At 64.3% G+C, this 21,950-nt stretch carries 15 protein-coding genes; 8 read left to right on the top strand and 7 right to left on the bottom strand.

Features of this window, described 5'->3' with window-relative positions; translation table 11 throughout:
• Positions 1-28: 28 nt before the first annotated feature.
• Positions 29-1,009 (bottom strand): AraC family transcriptional regulator, encoded by a 981-nt coding sequence (locus ACVIGB_RS37310; RefSeq protein ID WP_456718921.1) that lies wholly within the window; start codon positions 1,007-1,009, stop codon positions 29-31.
• Between the two features lie 69 nt (positions 1,010-1,078).
• Here ACVIGB_RS37310 and ACVIGB_RS37305 point away from each other — a divergent pair, with 69 nt between their 5' ends.
• The gene (locus tag ACVIGB_RS37305) at positions 1,079-1,756 is read left to right on the top strand and encodes a sigma factor-like helix-turn-helix DNA-binding protein (RefSeq protein ID WP_456718922.1); all 678 of its coding nucleotides are present in this window, start codon (positions 1,079-1,081) and stop codon (positions 1,754-1,756) included.
• Here ACVIGB_RS37305 and ACVIGB_RS37300 read toward each other — a convergent pair.
• A complete protein-coding gene (locus ACVIGB_RS37300; RefSeq protein ID WP_092123431.1) occupies positions 1,735-2,835 on the bottom strand; it encodes an asparaginase in 1,101 nt (366 codons plus the stop codon). The two genes, ACVIGB_RS37305 and ACVIGB_RS37300, sit on opposite strands and share 22 nt — an antisense overlap.
• 226 nt (positions 2,836-3,061) lie before the next feature.
• On the opposite strand from ACVIGB_RS37300, the gene ACVIGB_RS37295 reads away from it, so the two are divergent.
• From ACVIGB_RS37295 to ACVIGB_RS37280, 4 genes are all read left to right on the top strand, one after another.
• Complete coding sequence (locus ACVIGB_RS37295) at positions 3,062-4,234, top strand: acyl-CoA dehydrogenase family protein (protein ID WP_092126657.1); 1,173 nt, start codon at positions 3,062-3,064, stop codon at positions 4,232-4,234.
• An 85-nt stretch (positions 4,235-4,319) separates the two neighbouring features.
• Complete coding sequence (locus ACVIGB_RS37290) at positions 4,320-4,934, top strand: TetR/AcrR family transcriptional regulator (protein WP_092123429.1); 615 nt, start codon at positions 4,320-4,322, stop codon at positions 4,932-4,934.
• 188 nt (positions 4,935-5,122) lie between these two features.
• The gene (locus tag ACVIGB_RS37285; RefSeq protein WP_456718923.1) at positions 5,123-6,292 is read left to right on the top strand and encodes an OpgC domain-containing protein; all 1,170 of its coding nucleotides are present in this window, start codon (positions 5,123-5,125) and stop codon (positions 6,290-6,292) included.
• A 74-nt stretch (positions 6,293-6,366) separates the two neighbouring features.
• Positions 6,367-7,077: an alanyl-tRNA editing protein gene (locus ACVIGB_RS37280; protein ID WP_456718924.1), complete on the top strand. Its 711-nt coding sequence runs from the start codon at positions 6,367-6,369 to the stop codon at positions 7,075-7,077.
• A gap of 39 nt (positions 7,078-7,116) precedes the next feature.
• On the opposite strand, the gene ACVIGB_RS37275 is transcribed toward ACVIGB_RS37280, so the two are convergent.
• Both ACVIGB_RS37275 and ACVIGB_RS37270 read right to left on the bottom strand, forming a co-directional pair.
• Entirely contained in the window at positions 7,117-7,677 is a 561-nt protein-coding gene (locus tag ACVIGB_RS37275; protein WP_456718925.1) for a hypothetical protein, read from the bottom strand.
• Between the two features lie 2 nt (positions 7,678-7,679).
• Positions 7,680-8,897: a hypothetical protein gene (locus ACVIGB_RS37270; RefSeq protein ID WP_456718926.1), complete on the bottom strand. Its 1,218-nt coding sequence runs from the start codon at positions 8,895-8,897 to the stop codon at positions 7,680-7,682.
• Between the two features lie 46 nt (positions 8,898-8,943).
• Between ACVIGB_RS37270 and ACVIGB_RS37265 the strand changes: the two genes are divergently transcribed.
• Positions 8,944-9,096, top strand: coding sequence for a hypothetical protein (locus ACVIGB_RS37265; protein WP_456718927.1), 153 nt, complete (start codon positions 8,944-8,946; stop codon positions 9,094-9,096).
• Between the two features lie 445 nt (positions 9,097-9,541).
• The gene (locus tag ACVIGB_RS37260) at positions 9,542-11,059 is read left to right on the top strand and encodes a helicase HerA domain-containing protein (protein ID WP_456718928.1); all 1,518 of its coding nucleotides are present in this window, start codon (positions 9,542-9,544) and stop codon (positions 11,057-11,059) included.
• 162 nt (positions 11,060-11,221) lie between these two features.
• Here ACVIGB_RS37260 and ACVIGB_RS37255 read toward each other — a convergent pair whose 3' ends face one another.
• The gene (locus tag ACVIGB_RS37255; RefSeq protein WP_456718929.1) at positions 11,222-18,226 is read right to left on the bottom strand and encodes a hypothetical protein; all 7,005 of its coding nucleotides are present in this window, start codon (positions 18,224-18,226) and stop codon (positions 11,222-11,224) included.
• 44 nt (positions 18,227-18,270) lie between these two features.
• Positions 18,271-19,581 carry an autotransporter strand-loop-strand O-heptosyltransferase gene (locus tag ACVIGB_RS37250; RefSeq protein WP_456718930.1) on the bottom strand — a complete coding sequence of 437 codons (1,311 nt, stop codon included), beginning with the start codon at positions 19,579-19,581 and terminating at the stop codon, positions 18,271-18,273.
• 148 nt (positions 19,582-19,729) lie between these two features.
• Between ACVIGB_RS37250 and ACVIGB_RS37245 the strand changes: the two genes are divergently transcribed.
• A complete protein-coding gene (locus ACVIGB_RS37245) occupies positions 19,730-20,533 on the top strand; it encodes an FkbM family methyltransferase (RefSeq protein WP_456718931.1) in 804 nt (267 codons plus the stop codon).
• A gap of 21 nt (positions 20,534-20,554) precedes the next feature.
• Here the strand turns inward: ACVIGB_RS37245 and ACVIGB_RS37240 are convergent, their stop codons facing one another.
• Positions 20,555-21,949, bottom strand: coding sequence for an HlyD family type I secretion periplasmic adaptor subunit (locus ACVIGB_RS37240; protein WP_456718932.1), 1,395 nt, complete (start codon positions 21,947-21,949; stop codon positions 20,555-20,557).
• Position 21,950 lies beyond the last annotated feature (1 nt).

Raw genomic sequence — 21,950 nt, 5'->3', positions numbered from 1 at the left:
CCTGATCTACGTCAGCAGCGCAACGCGTTCAATGCTGGCGCCCCAGTTCCATCTGCATCTCCGCTGGCGCTGCGCCGAACTTGCGGCGGAACGCGCGATGGAAATAGGACAGATCGTTGAAGCCGACCGTATAGGCGATGTCGCTGACCTTGCGGTCGGCGCCCTGCGCGTGCAGCAGCAGCCGGCGCGCCAGCAGCAGGCGCTGCTCCAGGACATATTCCGAGAATGTGGTCCCTTCAGCCGCGAACAGGCGTTGCGCCTGGCGCGTGCTCAGCGCATTCGCCCTTGCTATGGCCTCGATCGTGAGCCTGCCATTGTCGAGATTCTTCAGGACATCGGCCTTCATCAGATCGAGCCGCCCCTTCGCCACGCCGTCCCTTGCGGCGAGCTCCTTCTGCTCGGCACTGTTGCCGAGCACGAGGCCAACCAGATCGGCAAGATGGTGCGCCGCCGCCTGCTGGCCCGGCACATCCAGATCACCGGCAAGTTCGGTGCAGAGCGCCGAATAGCGTTCGATCATCGCGCTCAAGGCCGGCTCGCGCCCGAGCGGGCGCGCCAGTCGCGTCTCCACCATGGGGGTGACCTGGAGCAAAAGGCGCCGCGGAAACCGCGTTGTCGTAAAGCTGCCGGACTGGGTGAGATCGGCGGTACCGACGATGTTCATCTCGGTGAGGCACATCTGGCCGCGCTTGAGCTCGATCGTCGTGCTGCCCTGTGTGACTTGCACCGCGCCGCGCGTCGCGAAGATCAGGACGAGATCGTCGCAGCCGTCATCCAGAAGCGCGCGGGTGCGGGCGAAGCGGGCCGAGCCGCCGCGTGGCGTCGCGATCGCGACCGTATGCAGCAGCGTGAACTCGTTATGGCAATCGATGCGGTTGTTGTCGGTCGGTCCGACGTCGAGCCGACAGAAGCCGCGGCAGATGCCCTCGCGCCACGCCTCATAGGCCGGCCCTTTCGCCAGCCCGTGATGGAAGATCGAGAACCGGTTGGGCACCTGTGTCTCGGACATGATCCGTGCTCCGAAAGCGCGATCGATCGAAACGAGGCGACGAACGATCGCGTTCTTCCCGGCGTGCGCATGTCGTTCCTGTCCCTACGCTTGGCGCGACGGTCCACGACTCCGGCGGGGAGCCTGATACCACTCCGCCGATTGACGGTAAAGCTATTCACGAGATGCAACCCTATGATGCAAGGTGCGAAAGCCGGGAATAAAACGGCGCAGCAGTTTCGTGACGCCGCCCTGCCGTGGCTCGACGATGCCTATGCGTTCGCCCAGGTGCTGATGCGAACCGAGGCGGACGCCGAACAGGCGGTGCAGGACTGCTACCTGCGCGCACTGCGCCAGTTCGACGGCTTTCGCGGCACCGCCATCAGGCCTTGGCTGCTCGCGATCCTCAAAACCGTCTGCCAGGAAAAGCTTGGCGAGATGCTAGGCCGTCGCGGCTCGCCGACGGACGATGCCGGCAACAAGGAAACGTCCGGCCGGCGCGCCCCGCCGACGATTCGGCAACTCGTCGACGACCTGCCCGCGCCGCTCGGCGAGGTCATCGCACTGCGCGAAATGATCGATCTCTCCTACAAGGAGATCGCCGAGGTCGCCGGCGTTCCCGTCACCACCGTGATATCGCGCATCGCGGAAGCGCGCGACCTGCTGCTCGCGGCGCGGCGAGCAGCGCAAGCGTCGGCGGAACCGGCGGCGGCGAGACCCGCGGGCGGTGCGTCAAAACTGACGGTCTACCGCCCGAACGCCTGTTGAACCGCCGCGGAATCAGTCACGCCATTCGCGATCAAGAGCTCAAGCAGCACACGCGCCTTCTGCGGATTGAGATCGAGCGAGACCGCGAAGCCGAGCTTGTCGTCCTCGACTTCGACGTTGCGATTGACATAGCCCGAGCCAACCCGAGTGGAACGCACCACGACTACACCCTGCTTCGCCGCGGCCGCCAGCGCATCGATCGCGCCCTTTGATGAATTGCCGTCACCGACGCCGGCCAGCACGATGCCCTTGGCGCCGCGCTTGACCGCATCCTCGACCTCCGCGGCATCCATGTTGGCGTGCGAATAGATGATGTCGACCCGCGGCAAGGGCGGCGCGTCCGGCAGCTTCAGCTTGGCAGTTTTGACCGGTGCGGCCGGTTGCAGGAAGCGCAGCGAGCCCGTGTCGACGTAACCGACCGGACCGGCGTCGGGCGAACGGAACGTCTCGACGCTGGTGGTATTGGTCTTCTGCACCCAGCGTGCCGCATGAATGGTGTCGTTGAGCACCACGAGCACGCCGCGGCCGCGGGATTCCGGCGCCGATGCGACCCGCATCGCCTCGTAGAGATTGGCCGGGCCATCGGCCCCGATCGCGGTCGATGGCCGCATCGATCCGACCAACACGACCGGCATCTCGGTGTCCAGCACGTTTTGCAGGAAGAAGGCCGTCTCCTCCATCGTGTCCGTGCCATGCGTGATGACGACGCCGTCGACTTCCTTGTTGTCGATCGCCGCGCGGATGCGCTTGACGAGGTCGAACCAGACCTTGTCATTCATGTCCTGCGAGCCGATCGACGAGATCTGCTCGGCCGAGATCTGGGCGAGTTTGTCGATCCCTGGAATGGCGGCGATCAGGTTCGCCGCGCTGACCTTGCCCGAATCATAGGCATTGCCGGCGCGTGCATTGGCCTGGCCCGCGATGGTGCCGCCGGTGCCGAGCACAAGCACGCGGGCCAGCGCATCGCCGGCAGGCGATCGTTGTGCAATAGCCGGCGACGCAAGCCCGATCACGAGGGCTGCGGCAAGGCCGATGATGATGCGTACGGAACGAGCCGATCGAAGCGAGTGCAGCGTCATTTCTTCCCCCAGCGACAGATTGCCTACTCACAACTCGTGGTTTTATCGCGCAAGAAATGGACAAACTTGCGGCGGAAAGCATCGGGAACAGAATTCCGACCTTCCCGGCCGCTCTCACCCAGTACCCTGCTAACACCGCCTTGTTCGCCGGCGCTCCTGCAAAATGTTGACACCGCCGGAATGGTGGCGCACATTTTTCGAAGATTATTCGAAATATGGGCCCGCCATGCATTTCGATCTTCCCGACGATCTCCGCGTTCTGCAAGGCCGGGTGCGCGAATTCGTGCGCAGCGAGCTCAAGCCCCACGATGCCGCGATCGAGGTAACCGGCGAGGTGCCGGAGAGCGCCATGGCCGGCCTGCGCCGAATGGGATTGTTCGGCACCAACACGCCGAAACAATTCGGCGGGCTCGGCCTCTCGATGCTGGGCAGCTGCCTCGCGATCGAAGAGATCGCAAAGGCGCACACCGCCTTCTACTATCTGAGCGGGGTGAATGTTCATATCGGATCAAAGGCGATCGAGTTCTTTGCGCAGCCTCGGGTTCGCGACCGGTATCTGCCCGAGCTCGCCAGCGGCCGTATGATCGGCGCCTTCGCGCTGACCGAGCCGAACGCCGGATCGGATGCCGCCCGCATCCAGACCAGGGCGCGGCGGGACGGCGATCATTACGTGCTCGACGGCCGCAAGACCTACATCACCAACGCGCCGGTCGCCGGCATCTTCACGGTGTTCGCCACGCTCGACCCGTCGGCGGGCGCGAAGGGCATTGCGGCGTTTGTCGTGGACGTGAAGACGCCGGGCCTTTCCATCGGCCGTCTGGTCGAGATGGCCGCCGGCCGCGGCTCGGCGCATGCCGAGGTGATCTTCGAGGACTGCCGCGTTCCGCGCGAGAACCTGCTCGGCCAAGAGGGCGACGGATTTGCCATCGCGATGCGGTGCCTGGATGCCGGGCGCACGCATTGGGGCGCTTATTGCGTCGGCGCAGCGAGCCAGCTGCTGGACTACGCGCTCGATCATGTCTCGGAGCGCGAGACGTTCGGCCGCAAGCTGCGCGACCACCAAGGCATCGAATGGCAGATCGCCGACATGGCGAGCGCGCTGCATGCCGCGCGCCTGGTCGCTTATGAGGCGGCCTGGCGTTACGACCAGGGCGACGCCGCCGCCCGCACCGCCGCGGCGGCACTGTCCAAATATACCGGCGCCGACATGGTGCAGCGGGTGGCCGACATGACCATGCAGCTGTTCGGTGGTGCCGGTTATTCCAGGGATCTGCCGATCGAGCGCATCTGGCGGGAAACGCGGGTGGTCCGCATTCTGGATGGCACATCCGAGATCATGCGGCAGATCATCGCCCGCAACGCGTTCCGCAACCATCAACGGCGGAACGCGTCAATCTGACAACGGCCTCTTCCACTTTATGTTGCAATAGTTCTTGGTGATCCACTTCCGCTGTCTTACTGTTTTTGCGGGATGGGAGAAGGAAGTGGCTTCGGGGACGACGCTCAAGCTCAAGCAACAACGCAGCCGCGATCGGCGCGAACAGATCCTCTCGGCAGCGACCAAGCTGTTCGGCCAGCGGGGCATCGACGGCACCTCGCTCACCGAGATCGCTACCGTGGCGAAAGTACCGCTCTCCAGCATCTATGACTATTTCGAGGACAAGCGCGCGCTGGTGCTGGATGTGCCCGAGGGCAATTTCGAAGCGCTGTATCAGAAAACCGAGCCGCTGCTGGTGAAGGGCGGCGACCCCGTCGAGCAGCTTCGCATCATCTTCCTGACCAACTTCCAGTACATCAAGGACAACCCGAGCTGGGGCCGCGTGTTCTTCCTGGAGATATGGCCGAGCGTCCTTGCCGCCGAGCCGCGGGTCAAGAAGGCGGTCGACAAATATGCGCTGCGCTACGTGCAGCTGATCAAGCAGGCGATTCGCGCCGGCACCTATCGCCGCAATCTCGATCCCTACACCGCGATGTCGCTGATGATGGGCGGCATGTGCCACTTGACCGCGGTCTGGCTGCTCTATGGCCGCAAATACGATCTGGTGAAGAAGGGCAAGACGCTGTTCACCACGCTGCACAACGGGTTCGTTCAGCGCTAGCTGTGCCGGCGCGCGGCCTTGGCTTCGGCGGCCCGTACGATTTGATCCAAATTCGGCGTTGTCTGGCCGGTTGTCGAGACGATCCCTTTCCCGGAAAACCAATACACAACCGTCGAAATCCTGTTCTAGTATGATGCCATGGGCGACCCGCGGTTGGACTCGCGGGCACTGGGGATGGGAGCGAACCGATGGACGTCAAGGCTGTTCTGCCGCCGCGTGGCCGCGACTATCGCCTCGATCTGCTGCGCGGCTTCGCCAACTGGGCGATCTATCTCGATCACATCCCGAACAACGCCGCGAACTGGATCACGCAGAAGAATTTCGGCTTCAGCGACGCGGCCGATCTGTTCGTCTTCATCTCCGGCTACACCGCGTCCTTTGTCTATGCGCGCATGATGCTGGAGCGCGGGACCGTGATCGGCGCCACCCGGCTGATCAAGCGGGCCTGGCAGATCTATGTCGCGCATGTCCTGCTGTTCGTGATCTACATCGCCGAGATCGGCTATCTCTCCCAGCGCTATCACGATCCCAACCTGCAGAATGAATTCAACGTCGCGGGCTTCATGCAGAACCCGGCGGAGACGCTCTATCAGGGCCTAATCCTGGCGTTCAAGCCGGTCAACATGGACGTACTGCCGCTCTACATCGCGCTGATGCTGGTCTATCCGCTGGTGCTGTGGGCAATGCTGCGAAAGCTCAATCTGACGCTGGCGGCCTCGTTCCTGCTCTATCTCGCCGCACGGCATTTCGGCTGGAATCTGCCGGCCTATCCAGGCGGCTCATGGTACTTCAACCCGTTCTGCTGGCAGTTCCTGTTCGTGTTCGGCGGCTGGTTCGCGCTCGGCGGCGCCAGCGAATCGATCACGTTCATCCGCTCGCGCGCCTTCCTGTGGCTCGGCGGCGCCTATCTGTTGTTCGCGCTGGTCATGACGCTGGCGGGCCGTTTCCCGGAGCTGGGCCAGGCGATGCCGGCCTGGCTCTATGACGCCTTCAACCCGAACGACAAGACCAACCTCGCGCCCTATCGCGTGCTGCACTTCGTGGTGCTGGCCTTCTTCGTCACACGCTTCCTGCCGCGCGAATGGGCTGGATACGAATGGCCGATATTCCAGCCGATCATCAAATGCGGCCAGCAGTCGCTCGAGGTGTTCTGCTCGGGCGTGTTCCTTGCCGTGGTCGCGCATGTGGTGCTGGTCGAGGTCTCCGGCAGCCTCTGGATGCAGATCCTGGTCAGCGCGATCGGCATCGTGCTGATGACCGTGCTCGCCTATTACCGCTCCTGGTCGAAGAAGGTCGACAAGGCGCCGAAGCCGGCCGTGGCTGCGCAGGCGCTAGCGGCCGCGAAGCCGGCGGAATAGTCGGCCGGTGCGCAAAGTGTCTTCTTCACACGAACCAGTATCCGCTTCGCTCGAAAACGCTTTGGAGTGACCGGATGTCCCGCGCCTTTACTCACGACCATCCCGACATCCTGCAGCTCGAAGCCGACGTGCTCGACGCGCGGCCCGGAGCCATCCTGCTCGAACACTCGCCGTTCTTTCCGGGCGGCGGCGGACAGCTTGCCGACCGCGGGATTCTGAGATGGTCCGGCGGCGTGCTGCCGGTGACCGCCCTCGCGCGTGACGAACGCGGCCTCTGGCACATGGTCCCTGGCGACAGCCTGATCTCCGGCAAGGTCATGCTCGAAGTCGAGCCGGCATTTCGCGCGTTGATGTGCGAACTGCACACGCTCGCCCACGTCGTCAACGCGCTGGTCTATACGCAGTTCGGCGGCGCGCTTCTGACCGGAGCGCAACTGAATACCGACGGCAGCTTCCGGGTCGATTTCGGTCTGCCCGGCGCCGACAATGAACGACTGCGGGCGCTTGAGGCACCGCTGAACGACATCATCCGGCAGGACCTTCCGGTGAGTGCCGCCTTCATGGCGCATACCGAAGCAGAAGCCACACCCGGATTGTTTCGCAGCAAGGCCGTCGCTCCGCCGGTCGGGGCGGATGGCCTTGTCCGGATCGTCGAGATCCTCGGTCTCGACCGGCAGGCCTGCGGCGGCACCCATCTGGCGTCGACCGGGCAGGCCCGCCCTGCGCGCATTGTCAAGATCGACAACAAGGACCGCCAGAATCGCCGGATCAAGGTTGCGGTCTGACCGGCTCTCCCAAGCCGCGTGGCCGGAGCGCAGCGTGTCCTACCTTTGATAGATCTTGAGCGTTGTGATCATTTGCTTGAGTTCGGCGACATATTTGTCGGCATAGTCCTTGTGCACCGACAGAGTGACGAGGATACCGAGCTCTGACGTGTTGGTGGCGAGATAGTAGGTGTCGAAATTGGGTAGTTCCGAGCCGGAATGCAGCGCCTCGACCCATTCGTGCGAACCGATCGTCGTGCGTCCGACAGAGCGGACGTCGGACAGCTTGCCGGTCGCTTCGTCTCCGATCCTTTGCCGCTGCTTCAGGTGGTCCTCGTAGGCCTGCAGATTGTCCTGCGAATTGCGCTCCTTCATCGCGATGATCGCGATGGCCGCGTGGGGAGGCTTGCCGGGCGGCGAGCAGACAAATTCACTGTCGTCCTGTTCGCACCACCAGCCGCGCGCCAGCTCCATGTCAAACGCCGCGGCTCGGAACACATCTCGCGGCGGCGCGACCAGGATACGCGACGCTGAATATCCGGCACCGCCGAGCACAGCCGCGCTCACGACGAACGATGCCAGCGTTGCGGTCACAAGGCGCGCGCGGCCGGAGATGTCCACCCTCAATTCCCCTGCTGTTCGATCCAGCGCTTGAGATCGGCGGCGAGCCGCTTGAGGCCAGCCCCCGCATCGGAAGCTGCGATCGCGTCGACGCTGTTGAGGGCCCCCTGTTTGGCATCCGCGGCAGCGGCGGCATTTCCGCGCTTGCGCTCAATCAGGAGCGTGTGGGCCTGGGCGATAGCCACCTCATACGCGACGGATGCGTCGGCGGGCTTGCCGTCATCGGATGCGCCGGCACCGACAGCAAGCTTGAACTGCTCGGCCGCAGGATCCGGCCGATCAAGCGTGACATATTGCTGGCCCGCCAGCCGGAACAGGCGCACCCGCCATGCGATGACCTGATCATCTTCGGTGCGACCGTCGGACCTGCGGGCGTCGAGCAAGCGCTTCAGCGCGTCGGCCCCAGCGGAATAGCTGTCGGCCGCCTCCTGGTGGCGATTTGCGGCAGCGTGCAGGTCGCCGGTCTGGCCCTGCGCCTCGGCCTCGAACCGGACAATTTGCGCGCGCCCATCATGCTCCTTGCCGAGCCGCCGGGCGTCCTCGAGCAGATCGGCATATGCGTGGCTGGCGCCATCCGTATCTTTCTGCCGCATCAGGTACTCGGCATAGGCTTGTCGTGCCTGCAGGAGAGCCAATGCCGCATCAACGCGCGCACGGCTCTGATGACTCAGCGCCGCGCGTTCGATGGCGTCGCTGAATTCCTTGCGCGCCTCCTTGTCTTCATGCAGTGCCTCGCGGCGGGCTCCGCGCTCGAGCCGGCAGGTTACAACCCCGTTGATCGGGGGATCGTTCGTCGTCCCTTGATCCGCCTTGTCGAGCAGATCGCAACCGCGGCCAATGATGAGCCGGCGTGTCCGCGAAGTCGAAGCATCACCGGCGCTCAGATTGACCGCCTCCTCAACCATGCTGGATGCCGCGAACATGCTGTCGTCGTTGGCACGGATCGCCTTGTGCTGGTTGATCAAGGCGACCACGCTGAGACTGCCCACCGCGAGCAGCGTCCCAAGCGTCGCCCCCGCGACGGCACCCAACTGCGTCTGCTGCCGCTTCTCCTCTTCCTGCCGGAGCCGGGGCATCTCGTCGGGCGGGATGTTGAACAGGGGCGCGACGATCTTCAGCTTTTCCGCGCTCAGGCGGACGACCCGCGAAAAGCTCAGGAACCAGAATCGTCCCGCGCCTCTCAAATCGACGATCTCGATATTCGGGAACGTTTCCTTCAAGCCGCCGGGCAGCGTTCCGTCGAAATCGCCCGCGCCTCTGGCGACGATGACGTTGCCCGCACCGGGGCCGGTGGCGAAATCCCGGATCTCGCGCTCGATCCAGTCCTCGACACCTCCAGGCCGCCGCATCGCGTTCGGCGTCGCGACGACAATGAGGTATCGCGAGGACAGCAGCGCCGGCCTGATGCTCTGCTCGTAGAAGTCGCTGGTGCCCCGTTCATAGGCCGAATCGAGATAGACGCGCAGCTTCCGGCCATAGACGTCGCGCAGCGCGGCGGGAAGACGAAAGCCGACAAGCGCGCGTCTCAGCCACCGCGGCAACGGCAATCCCGTCGGACCGGCGGTAGGAAATGAATGCGTCATAATTGAACTCAGGCATCGAGTTCGACGGGCTGATTGAAACGAGGCGCGGGTCCGAACCGGCCGGATCGCGCATCTGAACCGAAATTGACGCGAAAAGAATCTTCACCGGATCGGCAAGCGAATTAAACACGTTGTAGTGGCTCGATCAACCATCGTCTCGCCAGGCGAGCATCGTCGCTGTCCAGGGTGCCGGTCGCGCCTGGGGATCGTGCCGCGGTTCGCTCGACGGGGCGCGATCGGCTTGTTAAGCCGCGTGCCGCAAGGACAATTTGAGTCGGGACATGACCGTAGCGATCGAGATGGGACAAACGACGGCCGGCGCTTCGGCGGCCATCGACCTCGAGGAGCTATTGGCCACGCGCCTCCTGGTGCAGGGCAATTCGGGTTCCGGCAAATCCCATCTGCTGCGCCGGCTGCTGGAACAGAGCGCGCCATGGGTGCAGCAGACCATCATCGATCCCGAGGGTGACTTCGTCACCCTGGCCGAGCGATTCGGCCACCTCGTCATCGATGCCGAGGACCATACCGAGCGCAGCCTGCAGGTCGCCGGCGAGCGCGTGCGCATCCATCGTGTCTCGACCGTGCTCAATCTCGAGGGGCTCGACGCCGAGAACCAGATGCGGCGCGCCGCGGCCTTCCTCGGCGGCATGTTCGAGGTCGCCCGCGACCACTGGTATCCGATGCTGGTGGTGGTGGACGAGGCGCAGCTGTTCGCGCCGGCGATCGCGGGCGAAGTTTCCGACGAGGCGCGCAAGCTCTCGCTCGGCGCGATGACCAACCTGATGTGCCGCGGCCGCAAGCGCGGGCTTGCCGGGATCATCGCGACCCAGCGGCTGGCCAAGCTCGCCAAGAATGTCGCCGCCGAAGCATCGAACTTCCTGATGGGCCGGACCTTCCTCGACATCGACATGGCGCGCGCCGCCGACCTGCTCGGCATGGAGCGGCGGCAGGCGGAGGCGTTCCGCGACCTGGAGCGCGGACAATTCATGGCGCTGGGACCCGCGCTCTCCCGCCGCCCACTGGGCTTGCGCATCGGTCCGACCGACACGCAACCTCGCAACGCGGCGCCGCGGCTGATGCCGCTGCCTGAAGCAGCGCTCGAAGACGCGCGCGCGATTATCCTGGCCGCGCCGCCACCTGAAACGGCGGCCAGGCCGCCGCGCCGGACACCGCCGCCCGACCTGCTCAGCCAGCTGATGGCCGCCAAGCAGCCGGCACCGGAGGCCGATCCCGAGGCTGCCGAACCGCCACTCAGCGCCGAGCAGTTGGCCGAACGGCGTGAGCGGCTGGATCGCATCCTGCGCGCCATCCTCGCCGAGCCCGACGCCGGCTTCCGCGCCATCGGCGTGCTCTATCAGGAGTTCGTGGTCCGCTGCCGCATCGAGGGTCTCGGTGCCGTCGTGCCGGAGCTGACCGATTTTCGTCGCATGCTGACGCGCGCCCGCGCCGGGCTCGGCACCGAGATGGCGGAGGACGACGCGTGGCAGGATGTCTCGCTGCGTGCCGCCGTCCTGCCCGAGGACATGCAGGGCGTCTTCATGATGATCGCCCGGGCCGCGAAGGAAGGCTGGCCTTGCCCGAGCGATGCAGCGATCGCGCGCGCCTATGGCACGCACTCGCTGCGCCGCGCGCGGCATCTTCTGACCTACATCGAGGAGCAGGGCCTGATCGTCTGCCAGCTTGACGGTGCCGGCCGGCGGATCGTGACACTCGTCGAGCTCGCCTGGGCCACGGCCGCGGCCGACCCGAATGCCGACGAGGCGCCGCCGGAAGCAGCGTGCAACAGCTCGTCGCTGTGATCAGTCGCTGGGCGACGAAGCGTTCGGTATTGCGCGGAATCCGGCAGGCGTCGCATGATACGAAAAGGCCCGCCGAGAGGCGGGCCTTTTTGTTTCTGCTGGTCGAGGGATCTGGTTGCGGTGGGCCCGCGACAGGCCCACACAGCCCCTCATCTTCAGGCCTCACGCATGCTGCGGCTGCGCAAGCTGGCTGACCTGCATCGCCGGCGGATCGACAACCAGGGTACCGCCATGGCCATCACTCGAGGTCGTGAAGGTCGAGGCCATGTAGTTGCCGAGCAGCGCAATACTCGCCGTGACGGTGCCGTCCGTCACCGTGAGCGTTCCGTGCGATGAGTCTCCGCTGAAGGTCGGCGTGTGAACGTTCGCGAAATTGATATTCGCGAAATCAATCGCGTCCGAACCGGTCATCCCGGCGACCGTTCCGCTAAAGCTCGCGGAATTGTCGAGCTTCAGCGTCCCCGTCGAGCCCTGGAACGCCACGGAGGCATTCGACGCCCCCGTCAATTCGAGGGTGCCGCTCGGGACGATGGTAGCGCTGCTCGGGCTCTCTCCCGTCACGTTGAACGACTGCCAGGCTCCCCACGCGGTGCCGTCATTCGCCCGGATCCAGAGTTGATCCGTACCCGAGCCGGCCTGATAGGTCACCTGGGCAAGCTGTGCCGCGGTGACGTCGATCTCGGTATTCGCAGGCTCGTTGACTCCGCCAACGTTCCAGCGGCCGTTGGTGTTGGAATCCCACAGCGCATATTTCGTGATGGCATCGCCGTCGGCGTCCGTCGCAGTGACGAGGTTCGCAGCAGCAAAGGTCTGCCCCGAGACCGTCACGACGTTGGAGACCGCGACCGTCGGCGCCTGGTTGGTTGCGGTGGCCGTGAAGGCCTTCCAGCTGCTCCACTCGCTGCCGTCATTGGCCCGCACGTAGAGCGTATCCGACGGCGAGCCGCCGGGGCCGAACACGTAGCTGACCTGCGACAGGTTCGCTGCCGCAACATCGATCTCGGCGTTGGCCGCCTGGGCGACGCCATTCACCACCCAGTGGCCGTTGCCGCCGGTGTCCCAGAACGCGTACTGCGTGATCGGATCGCTCTCGGCATCCGAGGTCGAGAACAGGGTCGAGGCCGCCACCGAATGGCCGTGAATGCCGCTGACGTTCGATGCCGTCACGACCGGAGCCGTGTCGGGACCCGGCGTTGCCGTGAATGCGGTCCAGGCGCCCCACTCGCTGCCGTCATTGGCCCGCACATAGAGCGTATCGGGCGTCGAGTTGCCGGGGCCGAACACGTAGCTCACCTGCGAGAGGTTCGCCGCGGCAACATCGATCTCGGCGTTGGCCGCCTGGGCGACACCATTCACCACCCAGTGGCCATTGCCGCCGGTGTCCCAGAACGCATACTGGGTGATCGGATCGCTCTCGGCATCCGAGGTCGAGAACAGGCTCGAGGCGAGAGTCGACGTCTCACCGTGGACCGCGGCCACGTTCGCCGCCGTCACAACCGGAGCCGTGTCGGGGCCCGGTGTTGCCGTGAATGCGGTCCAGGTGCTCCACTTCGATCCGTCGTTCGCCCGCACGTAGAGCGTGTCGGGCGTCGAGTTGCCGGGACCGAACACGTAGCTGACCTGCGACAGGTTCGCCGCGGACACATCGATCTCGGTGTTGGCCGCCTGGGCGACGCCATTCACCACCCAGTGACCGTTGCCGCCGGTGTCCCAGAACGCGTACTGCGTGATCGGATCGCTCTCGGCATCCGAGGTCGAGAACAGGCTGGAGGCGAGAATCGACGCCTCGCCGTGAACCGCGGCCACGTTCGCTGCCGTAACGACCGGAGCAGTATCGATCCCCGGTGTTGCCGTGAACGCTGCCCAGTTGCTCCACTTCGATCCGTCATTCGCCCGCACGTAGAGCGTATCGGGCGTCGAGCCGCCCGGTCCGAACACGTAGCTGACCTGCGAAAGATTCGCCGCGGCAACATCGATCTCGACGTTTGCCGCCTGGGCGACGCCATTCACCACCCAGTGGCCATTGCCGCCGGTGTCCCAGAACGCATACTGGGTCATCGGATCGCTCTCGGCATCCGAGGTCGAGAACAGGCTCGAGGCGAGCGCCGACGTCTGCCCATGGGCGGCCGTCACGTTCGCTGCCGTAACGACCGGGGCAGTATCGACCCCCGGCCCTGCCGTGAACGATGTCCAGGTACTCCACAGGCTGCCGTCGTTTGCCCGCACGAAAAGCGTATCAGGCGTCGAGCCGCCGGGACCGAACACGTAACTGACCTGCGACAGGTTCGCCGCGGCAACATCGATCTCGGTGTTGGCCGCCTGGGCGACACCATTCACCACCCAGTGGCCACTTCCGCCGGTGTCCCAGAACGCATACTGGGTCATCGGATCGCTCTCGGCATCCGAGGTCGAGAACAGGCTCGAGGCGAGAGCCGACGTCTGCCCATGGGCGGCCGTCACGTTCGCGGCCGTAACGACCGGAGCGGTATCGACCCCGGGTCCTGCCGTGAACGCTTTCCAGGCTCCCCACAGGCTGCCGTCATTCGCCCGCACGTAGAGCGTATCGGGCATCGAGCCGCCGGGCCCGAACACGTAGCTCACCTGCGACAGGTTCGCCGCGGCAACATCGATCTCGACATTGGCGGCCTGGGCGACACCATTCACCACCCAATGGCCATCTCCACCGGTGTCCCAGAACGCATACTGCGTGATCGGATCGCTCTCGGCATCCGAGGTCGAGAACAGGCTCGACGCAAGCGCCGACGTCTGCCCATGGGCGGCTGTCACGTTCGCGGCAGTAACGACCGGAGCGGTATCGATCCCCGGTGCTGCCGTGAACGACTTCCAGGCTCCCCACAGGCTGCCGTCATTGGCCCGCACGTAGAGCGTATCGGGCATCGAGCCGCCGGGCCCGAATACGTAGCTCACCTGCGACAGGTTCGCCGCCGGAACATCGATCTCGACATTGGCGGCCTGGGCGACACCATTCACCACCCAATGGCCATTGCCACCGGTGTCCCAGAACGCATACTGCGTGATCGGATCGCTCTCGGCATCCGAGGTCGAGAACAGGCTCGACGCAAGCGCCGACGTCTGCCCATGGGCGGCCGTCACGTTCGCGGCCGAAACAACCGGAGCGGTATCGATCCCTGGTGTTGCCGTGAACGACTGCCAAGCTCCCCACAACGTTCCGTCGTTCGCCTTGATGAACAGCGTATCAGGGGCTGATCCTGCCGGCCCGAACACGTAGCTCACCTGCGACAGCTGCGCCGCGGTAATATCGATCTCGGTGTTGGCGGCCTGGGCGACGCCATTCACCACCCAGTGGCCGCTTCCGCCGGTGTCCCAGAACGCGTACTGGGTCATCGTGTCGGGATCCGGATCGCTCACCGTGAACAGGCTGGATGCGGCAATCGACGTCTGGCCGTGCGCCGCAGTCACGTTGGCTGCGTTCACGGTCGGCGCAGTGTCGACAAACGACTTTGCCGTAAATTGGGTCCAGCCGCTCCAAACCGTGCCGTCATTGGCCCGAACGAAGAGGGTATCAGTCGAACCGCTTGGACCGAACACGTAGCTCACCTGCGACAGGTTCGCCGCCGCAACATCGATCTCGGCGTTGGTGGCCTGGACGACGCCGTTGAGGACCCAGTGCCCGTTACCTTGGGTGTCCCAGAACGCGTATTGGGTGATGGGATCGCCATCGGCGTCCGTGACCGAGAACAGGCTGGAAGCGAGCGCAGAGCTCTCGCCAAAGATCGCCGTTACATTGGGCGCTGACGTGACCGGTGCGATATCGGCACGCGTCGTGACCAGCGTGCCGCCGCCGGAATCCGTGCCGACGCTGAACCGCACGCCAGGCGTCTGATCAAGCTGCACATCGAACGAGGAAGCCCCCTCCGTGACATGCAGGACATTGCCCGGGAGCAAGGACGCCGACCCGCCGGATACGAAACTGAGGCCCGCGAGATCGATGCTGTCGCCCAGCACCAGCCCGCTGACGGTGGTGCCGGCCAAAGACGTGCCGTCGATCTTGAGCTGGCCGCCGGAACCGCTGAATGCGATGCCGCTCGCGAGGCTTCCCGCCTGCAATTCGACCACGCCGCCGGAGATCGTCACCGCCCCTGCGGAGCCGCCGGAAGATACAATCTCACTGCCACCAGCGAACACGAAGACGTTGCTCGTCGTCGTGCCTGCAAGATTGAGCGCGCCACCACTCGACACCGCAATGTCGTGCGCCGTGCCTCCGGAAGCAATGTTGAACACACCGCCACTGGAAACGGTCAGGTGATCCAGCGCGCCGCCCGAAAAGACGTTGACCGTGCCGCCGGAGACGGCCGTCCCGGAGCCCACGGCGCCGGTGACAACACCACCTGAGAAGACATTCTCAACACCACCGGCATAAACGCCCACGCGGCTGAGCACGGTGCCCGACACATTGAATATGCCACCGCTGGAGACGCCGACGAAAGCCGCCGAGCCGCCTACCAGAACGTTCAATACGCCGCCTGCGCTGACTCCGGTGCCCGAACTGACGGCGCCGGTGATCAGTCCACCGGACAGCACGTTCTCGACACCGCCGCTGTTGATGCTGACATTGCTCAGCACCGTACCCGCGACATTGAAGATGCCGCCGCTCGACACGCCGACAAAGGCGGCCGTGGCGCCGGCCGACAGGTTCAACGTACCGCCCGAAACTCCCGTCCCGGACCCGCTCGCTCCGGAGATCGATCCTCCGGACAACACGTTCTCGACGCCGCCGTTGTAGATACCCGTGTTGCTCAGCACCTTGCCGGCGACATTGAAGATGCCGCCGCTCGACACACCGACGTGCACAGCCGAACCACCGGCCAGGACGTTCACGATGCCGCCGGCGGAAATGATGGTCGCCGCACTCGATGCGCCGGAGATGAGCCCGCCGGACAGCACGTTCTCGGTACCGCCGCTTGAGACCAGCGTGTTGCTGATGATCGTACCTGCAACATTCAGGGTGCCGCTCGACACCGTAACGTCGTGGGCCGTGCCACCAGCCGAGACATTCAGAGTGCCGCTCGAAACTGTCAGATGATCCAGCGCACCACCCGAAAGGACGTTGACGGTGCCACCGGACACGCCCGTCCCGGAGCCCGGGACACCGGTGACGACACCACCTGCGAGAACATTCTCAACTCCGCCGTCATAGACGCCGACATTGCCGAGCACCGTGCCGGCCACGTTGAACGTCCCGCCACTCGACACACCGACGTGAACGGCCGAACCACCGGCAAGAAGGTTCAATGTGCCGAGCACTCCGGTCCCGGAGCTCGTGGCTCCGGAGATCAGTCCACCCGACAGCACGTTCTCGATACCGCCGCCCGAGACCAGCGTGTTGCTGGTGATCGTGCCTGCAACATTCATGGTGCCACCGCTCGACACCGTAATGTTATGCGCCGTACCGCCGGCGGAGACATTCAGCGTGCCGCTCGACACCGTCAGGTGATCCAGCGCACCGCCGCCAAATACGTTGACCGTACCGCCGGAGATGCCGGTCCCGGAACCTGTCACGCCGGTGACAACGCCACCCGAGAGAACATTCTCAACACCGCCGTCATAGACGCCGACATTGCTGAGCACGGTGCCGGCCACGTTGAACGTGCCGCCACTCGAAACACCGACGAACGCCGCCGAGCCGCCGGCCAAGACGTTCAGTACGCCGCCGGCGGAAACACCGGTACCTGAGCTGACCGCCCCCGAAATGAGACCGCCGGACAACACGTTCTCGACACCGCCGCTGCGGACGCCGCCCATGCTGAGGAACGTGCCGGCCACATTGAGGACGCCGCCGCTAGAAACAGCCACGAATGCAGCCGAGCCGCCGGCCAGAACATTGAGGGTGCCACCGGAAACGCCGGTGCCCGAGCTAATGGCGCCGGTAATCAGTCCGCCCGACAACACGGTCTCGACACCGCCCGCCAGGACGCCTGTATTGCTGGTGAGGGTGCCGCCCACGCTGAGCACGCCGCCGCTCGAAACAGTGATGTGGTCGGCGGTGGCGCCGGCTTCGACGATGACCCGCCCGGAATCGCCGACATTCGTCGCCGAGCCGCCGGCGAGAATGTCGAGCAGACCGCCGCCCGAAACTTGCACGCCCGACGCGAGGCCACCGGACGAAACGGTTTCAACGCCGCCGCTGAGCACGAATTGATTGGTGACGATGCCGCTGTCGTTCAGCGCACCGCCGGCATAGACGAACATCGCGGTCGCCGTGCCGCCCGTCTGCACGTTTACCGTGCCGCCGGAGATCGCGGTGCCAAAGCCTCCGGACACACCCTGGACCACGCCGCCCGACAGCACGTTCTCGACGCCGCCGCTGTACACACCGACAGAGCTCAGCACCGTACCGGCAACGTTGAAGACACCGCCGGCCGAGACGCCGACGTAGGACGCCGAGCCGCCGGCCGAGAGGTTCAACGTACCGCCCGAAACGCCGGTCCCGGCGCCGGACGCTCCGGAGATCGACCCGCCCGACAGGATGTTTTCGATACCGCCAGCGTAGATCGCGGTGTTGCTGAGCACACTACCGGCAACGTTGAACGTGCCGCCGCTCGAAACACCGACGAACGCCGCCGAGCCTCCGGCCGAAACGTTCAGTATGCCGCCGGCGGAAACGCCGGTCCCGGAGTTTGTTGCCCCCGAAATGAAACCGCCCGCCAGTACGTTTTCGACACCGCCGCTACGGACCCCGATCATGCTGAGCGTGGTGCCGGCTACGTTGAAGACGCCGCCGCTCGAAACCGACAGGTATGAAGCAGAGCCGCCGGCCAGAACATTGACGGTGCCGCCGGAAATGCCGGTGCCCGAGCCGACGGCTCCGGAGATGAACCCGCCGGCCTCGATGTTCTCGACGCCCCCGGTGAACACCGCGGTGAAACTGTTGACGGTCCCCGCCACGTTGAGCGTGCCGCCACTCGAGACGGCGAAGCGATCGCCCGCGCCGCCAGCGCCGACGACGGCACTGCCGCCGCTGGAAATCGTGGTCCCAACCGCGTAGCCGCCGGCATCGACCAGGAGCTGGCCGCCGGACAGCGTTGTCACGCTTGCGAAGCCCCCGCTGAGGACCTCGAGCGTATTGCCCCCCGTTTCGATCAGTCCTGAGCTGGTAATACCCGAGCCAACAGACGTCGTGGTCATGGCAGCGCGCCCCCCCCAAAAAAATGGTCAGTTCTTGAAATAGGCTAGAGCTTGAATCCAGGAATCTTCCTGATCACCGACTTCACATGGTCCACGGTGATCAGCCTTGTGCACTCGAACTGACGCGGCGTCCCTTTGTGGCGGGGGCACCAGAAAAAATCCTTGTGGTCGAATCGGACCGCCGGATCGTTCCAGCAGCTGTTGCAGGCGTGATAATTGATGACGCGGTAGGGCGTAGCAAATTCATTTGTCGGATGCGTGAAGCCCGCGATCATCACGACCGGAGTGCCGACCGCCCAGGCCAGCCAGGCAAGTCCGCTGGAAAGGCCGATGAAAAAGTCCGCATGGTTGAGTAGATTCGCCCGCTCCTGAATCGGGCGGTCACCGGTCCAGTCCTCTGCGCCGTTCGGAATGTGATTCCATACCAGCTCGTGGCCGTGCGTCGGCTTCTGATCGATGCAGATCACGCGATAGCCGGCCTGCTTGAGAAAGCTGGTCAGTTCGCGCCAGCCGTTGGGGTTGTTCCAGTACTTGCATTGCGTGGTGCTCTGCACCGCGATGCAAACATAAGGCTCGGGGATGGGCCTTTGATCATCTGCCAGCGAGATGCGCGGCGCCACCTCGGTCGGATCGACGCCGAGGATGTATCCGGCAGTGCGGTGCAGCCCCACAAAACGGAAGTCGCACGGCTGATAGACGAAATTCTTGTCGTCGAAAAACAATCCGACGCTGTACGTGGCGTAATATCGGTCGGTTTGGATTTCCTCATGCGTGACGAAGTTGATCTCCGGATACGCATCGCGAAACAGCGGAATCAGCTTCTCCGCCATTGCGCAGGTCAGCTTGCAATTGTGAGCTTTCCTGAACTTCTCCACATAGGGAAACCAGCCGATCGTGTCGCCCAGGGTGCCGACCGGAAGCTGGATCAGGACATGACGATCCGTCGCGTTGTACTCATGCGAGAAAATGACATCCTCGCCCTGCAAGACCTCGATACGGAAACGAATGTAGTAGCGCTTTGAGCTGTTGACGCGTCCGCCCGCGAACTGCGTCTCGAAGAGGACATTGCCGGTCTCGGCGTCCCAAAGACGCACACGCCAAGGACCTTCGGCTTCGGGACAAACGACCCGGGCGCCGTCGTTGAAGTCGAATCGCAGTCCTTTGGGACCGACTTGCGTGGGCAGTTCGGCGGCCGCCGGATAGGCACGCTTGGGCGTTTCGGCATCCGGCGCAACAGCTTCCGACTTGGCAGGCACGGCGCTGGTCGACCGATCAACGATGACTTTGGGTTGGTCGGCCACTTGGTCAATCGGACGCTTCAGCCCGATCACCGGCGCGACGGCAATCGCATTCACGAATATCCCCTGCCCTGAAAATACAAAGAACGCTAAAAATACGCAGCGAACGTATGCGAGATTGACAACCGCGTCAACGGACGAAAACCTTAGCGAGTACCTCCCCTCGCGGCCGCTCCGGAACCGCCGAAACAAAGAAGCACAAGCGATGAGCCGCAATCCCAGCAAGGTCCCGTTTGTGATCGCAGCGTCGGCGCATGGCCCGCTGATCGTCAACCGGCTGGACTACCACACCGCGGGTGACCATATCTTTGGCGTGGGGATTCAGATTCTCGAGCACGGCGCGTTCGACGTCACCGAAATCGAACTGACAAAGGGTCTTCTTGCACTGCGAAGAACCTACCGAGGGGATGGCGTGGTGGCCATCGACTGCGGGGCGAACATCGGCGTTCACACCATCGAATGGTCCAAGCACATGGACGGCTGGGGTTCGGTCCTTGCCATCGAGGCGCAGGAGCGGGTCTACTACGCCCTTGCCGGCAACATCGCCATCAACAATTGCTTCAACGCGCGGGCGATGCACGCGGTTATTTCGTCGGAAACCGGCAAGACCTGGGTGCCGACCTTAAGCCATCAGGAACCCGCCAGCTTCGGAAGTCTGGAGGTGACGCAACGCCCCGGCACGGAGCAGATCGGCCAGAAGGTCGATTATTCCGAGGCCAAAGGCTCCGAGACGACGATGATCACCCTGGACTCCCTGAATCTGAGCCGCTGCGATCTGATCAAGATCGACGTCGAAGGGATGGAGTTGAAGGTGCTGGAAGGAGCCAGCGCCACGATCCGGCAGCATCACCCCGTCATTCATGCGGAATTCATCAAGACCGACAAGGCCGCACTGGTTCGCAAGCTGAACGATCATGGATACCGGACCTACGACGCGGGGCAAAACTGCCTTGCGATCCATGAATCCGACCCGACCCTGAGCCACGTGGAATCGCGAACCACGTCATGACGGCCTGACCGCCGAATTCTTTCACCGCTCGCGGAGAGCATCCTGCCGGTAGCGCATGATCGGCGACAGCAAATAGCTCATGATGCTGCGGGCGCCCGTCCTGATTTGGACGGTTACGGTCATTCCCGGTGAAAGATTGATCTCCTTGTCATCGACGACCATCTTGGTCCGGTCGATCGAGACATGCGCGATATACACCGGCCCCTGCCCCTTTGGCTCGCTGCTTTCCTCCGGCGCTCCACCATTGGGCTCGCGGGCTGGATCCCGCGCCTTGTCGCGGGAGACGGAATCGGGCGAGACGCTGACGATCTTGCCGTGCAGCAGGCCGTAGCGCGTGAAGTTGAAGGTATCGACCTTGATTTCGGCGTCCTGGCCCGGGTGCACGAAGCCGATATCGCGATTTGAAACCATCGCTTCGATTTCAATCAGATTGTCGCTGGGTACGACGACCGCGAGCGTCTGGGCGGGAGTGACGACACCGCCGACAGTGTGCACCGCCAATTGCTGCACCACGCCATCGATCGGTGCGGCGAGTTTTTGAAGGCTGGTCCGGTGCTCGGCCTTGGACACCTCGTCCTTGAGGCTGCCGGCCTTCTGCGTCGCCTTGGACAGATCATCGTACAGGCGGTGCCGGTATTCCGAGACAAGCTTGGCGCGCGTCTCTGCGAGCGCGGCGACAGCCGCATTGGCCTCCTCGAGCTTGCTCCGTTGCACCAGGATGTCCTGCTGCATCCCGACGAGCTCCTGGAGCTCCTGCAAGTATTGCAGCTTTGAACCGTATTCCCGGTCCGCCAGGTACTTGCGAACCCCGACGCGCTCCTGCAGCACCGGCAGCAGAGCTTCAATCTTGGCGATGCTGGCGTCGATTGTCCTGGCCTCCGCGACCTTCTGCATCCGCTGCCGATCCAGTTCGGACAATCTGGCGCGCTGCTCGGAATCCTGACTGCGCAAGTACTCCAGATGCATTTGAATCAAGGCGGGCGGCGTGTCGTCCGGTAAGCCTTCAAGCGCGTCGGTATTTCCGTCAAGCGCCGAACGGGTGCGTGAGATATCCAGCAGTGCCGAGAGAAGATCGTTCTTCAGGTGCTGAAGCTCCGCCTGATTGCTGGTCGGATCCAGCTCGATCAGAATCTCGCCGGCCTTGACGGTTTGGCCGTCGCGGACGTGAATGGCCCGCACCACTCCGATCTCGAGCGGCTGAACCAGCTTCACACGGTCGCCCGGCACGATCTTTCCGGGTGCGGAAGCAACGATGTCGATCTTGCCGAGGCCCGCCCACGCCACGGCGCAGCAGAACAAGGCAGCAAGCAAGACGGCGGTCAGCCTGGCGGTGGGAGACGGCGGCGTCTCGACAATTTCGAGGGCGGCCGGCAGGAAGGCCAGCTCGTCCCGGGTTTTGCCCCCGACCGCGACCACT

The organism is Bradyrhizobium sp. USDA 4341, from assembly GCF_054063755.1.
This window is presented reverse-complemented; position numbering and strand designations above follow the sequence as displayed.

Excerpts from the sequence above, each read along its gene's own strand:
- ACVIGB_RS37285 (WP_456718923.1), top strand. The coding sequence starts at position 5,123 with ATGGACGTCAAGGCTGTTCTGCCGCCGCGTGGCCGCGACTATCGCCTC.
- ACVIGB_RS37295 (WP_092126657.1), top strand. The coding sequence starts at position 3,062 with ATGCATTTCGATCTTCCCGACGATCTCCGCGTTCTGCAAGGCCGGGTG.
- ACVIGB_RS37310 (WP_456718921.1), bottom strand. The coding sequence starts at position 1,009 with ATGTCCGAGACACAGGTGCCCAACCGGTTCTCGATCTTCCATCACGGG.
- ACVIGB_RS37245 (WP_456718931.1), top strand. The coding sequence starts at position 19,730 with ATGAGCCGCAATCCCAGCAAGGTCCCGTTTGTGATCGCAGCGTCGGCG.
- ACVIGB_RS37300 (WP_092123431.1), bottom strand. The coding sequence starts at position 2,835 with ATGACGCTGCACTCGCTTCGATCGGCTCGTTCCGTACGCATCATCATC.
- ACVIGB_RS37260 (WP_456718928.1), top strand. The coding sequence starts at position 9,542 with ATGACCGTAGCGATCGAGATGGGACAAACGACGGCCGGCGCTTCGGCG.
- ACVIGB_RS37305 (WP_456718922.1), top strand. The coding sequence starts at position 1,079 with ATGTCGTTCCTGTCCCTACGCTTGGCGCGACGGTCCACGACTCCGGCG.
- ACVIGB_RS37255 (WP_456718929.1), bottom strand. The coding sequence starts at position 18,226 with ATGACCACGACGTCTGTTGGCTCGGGTATTACCAGCTCAGGACTGATC.
- ACVIGB_RS37280 (WP_456718924.1), top strand. The coding sequence starts at position 6,367 with ATGTCCCGCGCCTTTACTCACGACCATCCCGACATCCTGCAGCTCGAA.
- ACVIGB_RS37265 (WP_456718927.1), top strand. The coding sequence starts at position 8,944 with ATGACGTTGCCCGCACCGGGGCCGGTGGCGAAATCCCGGATCTCGCGC.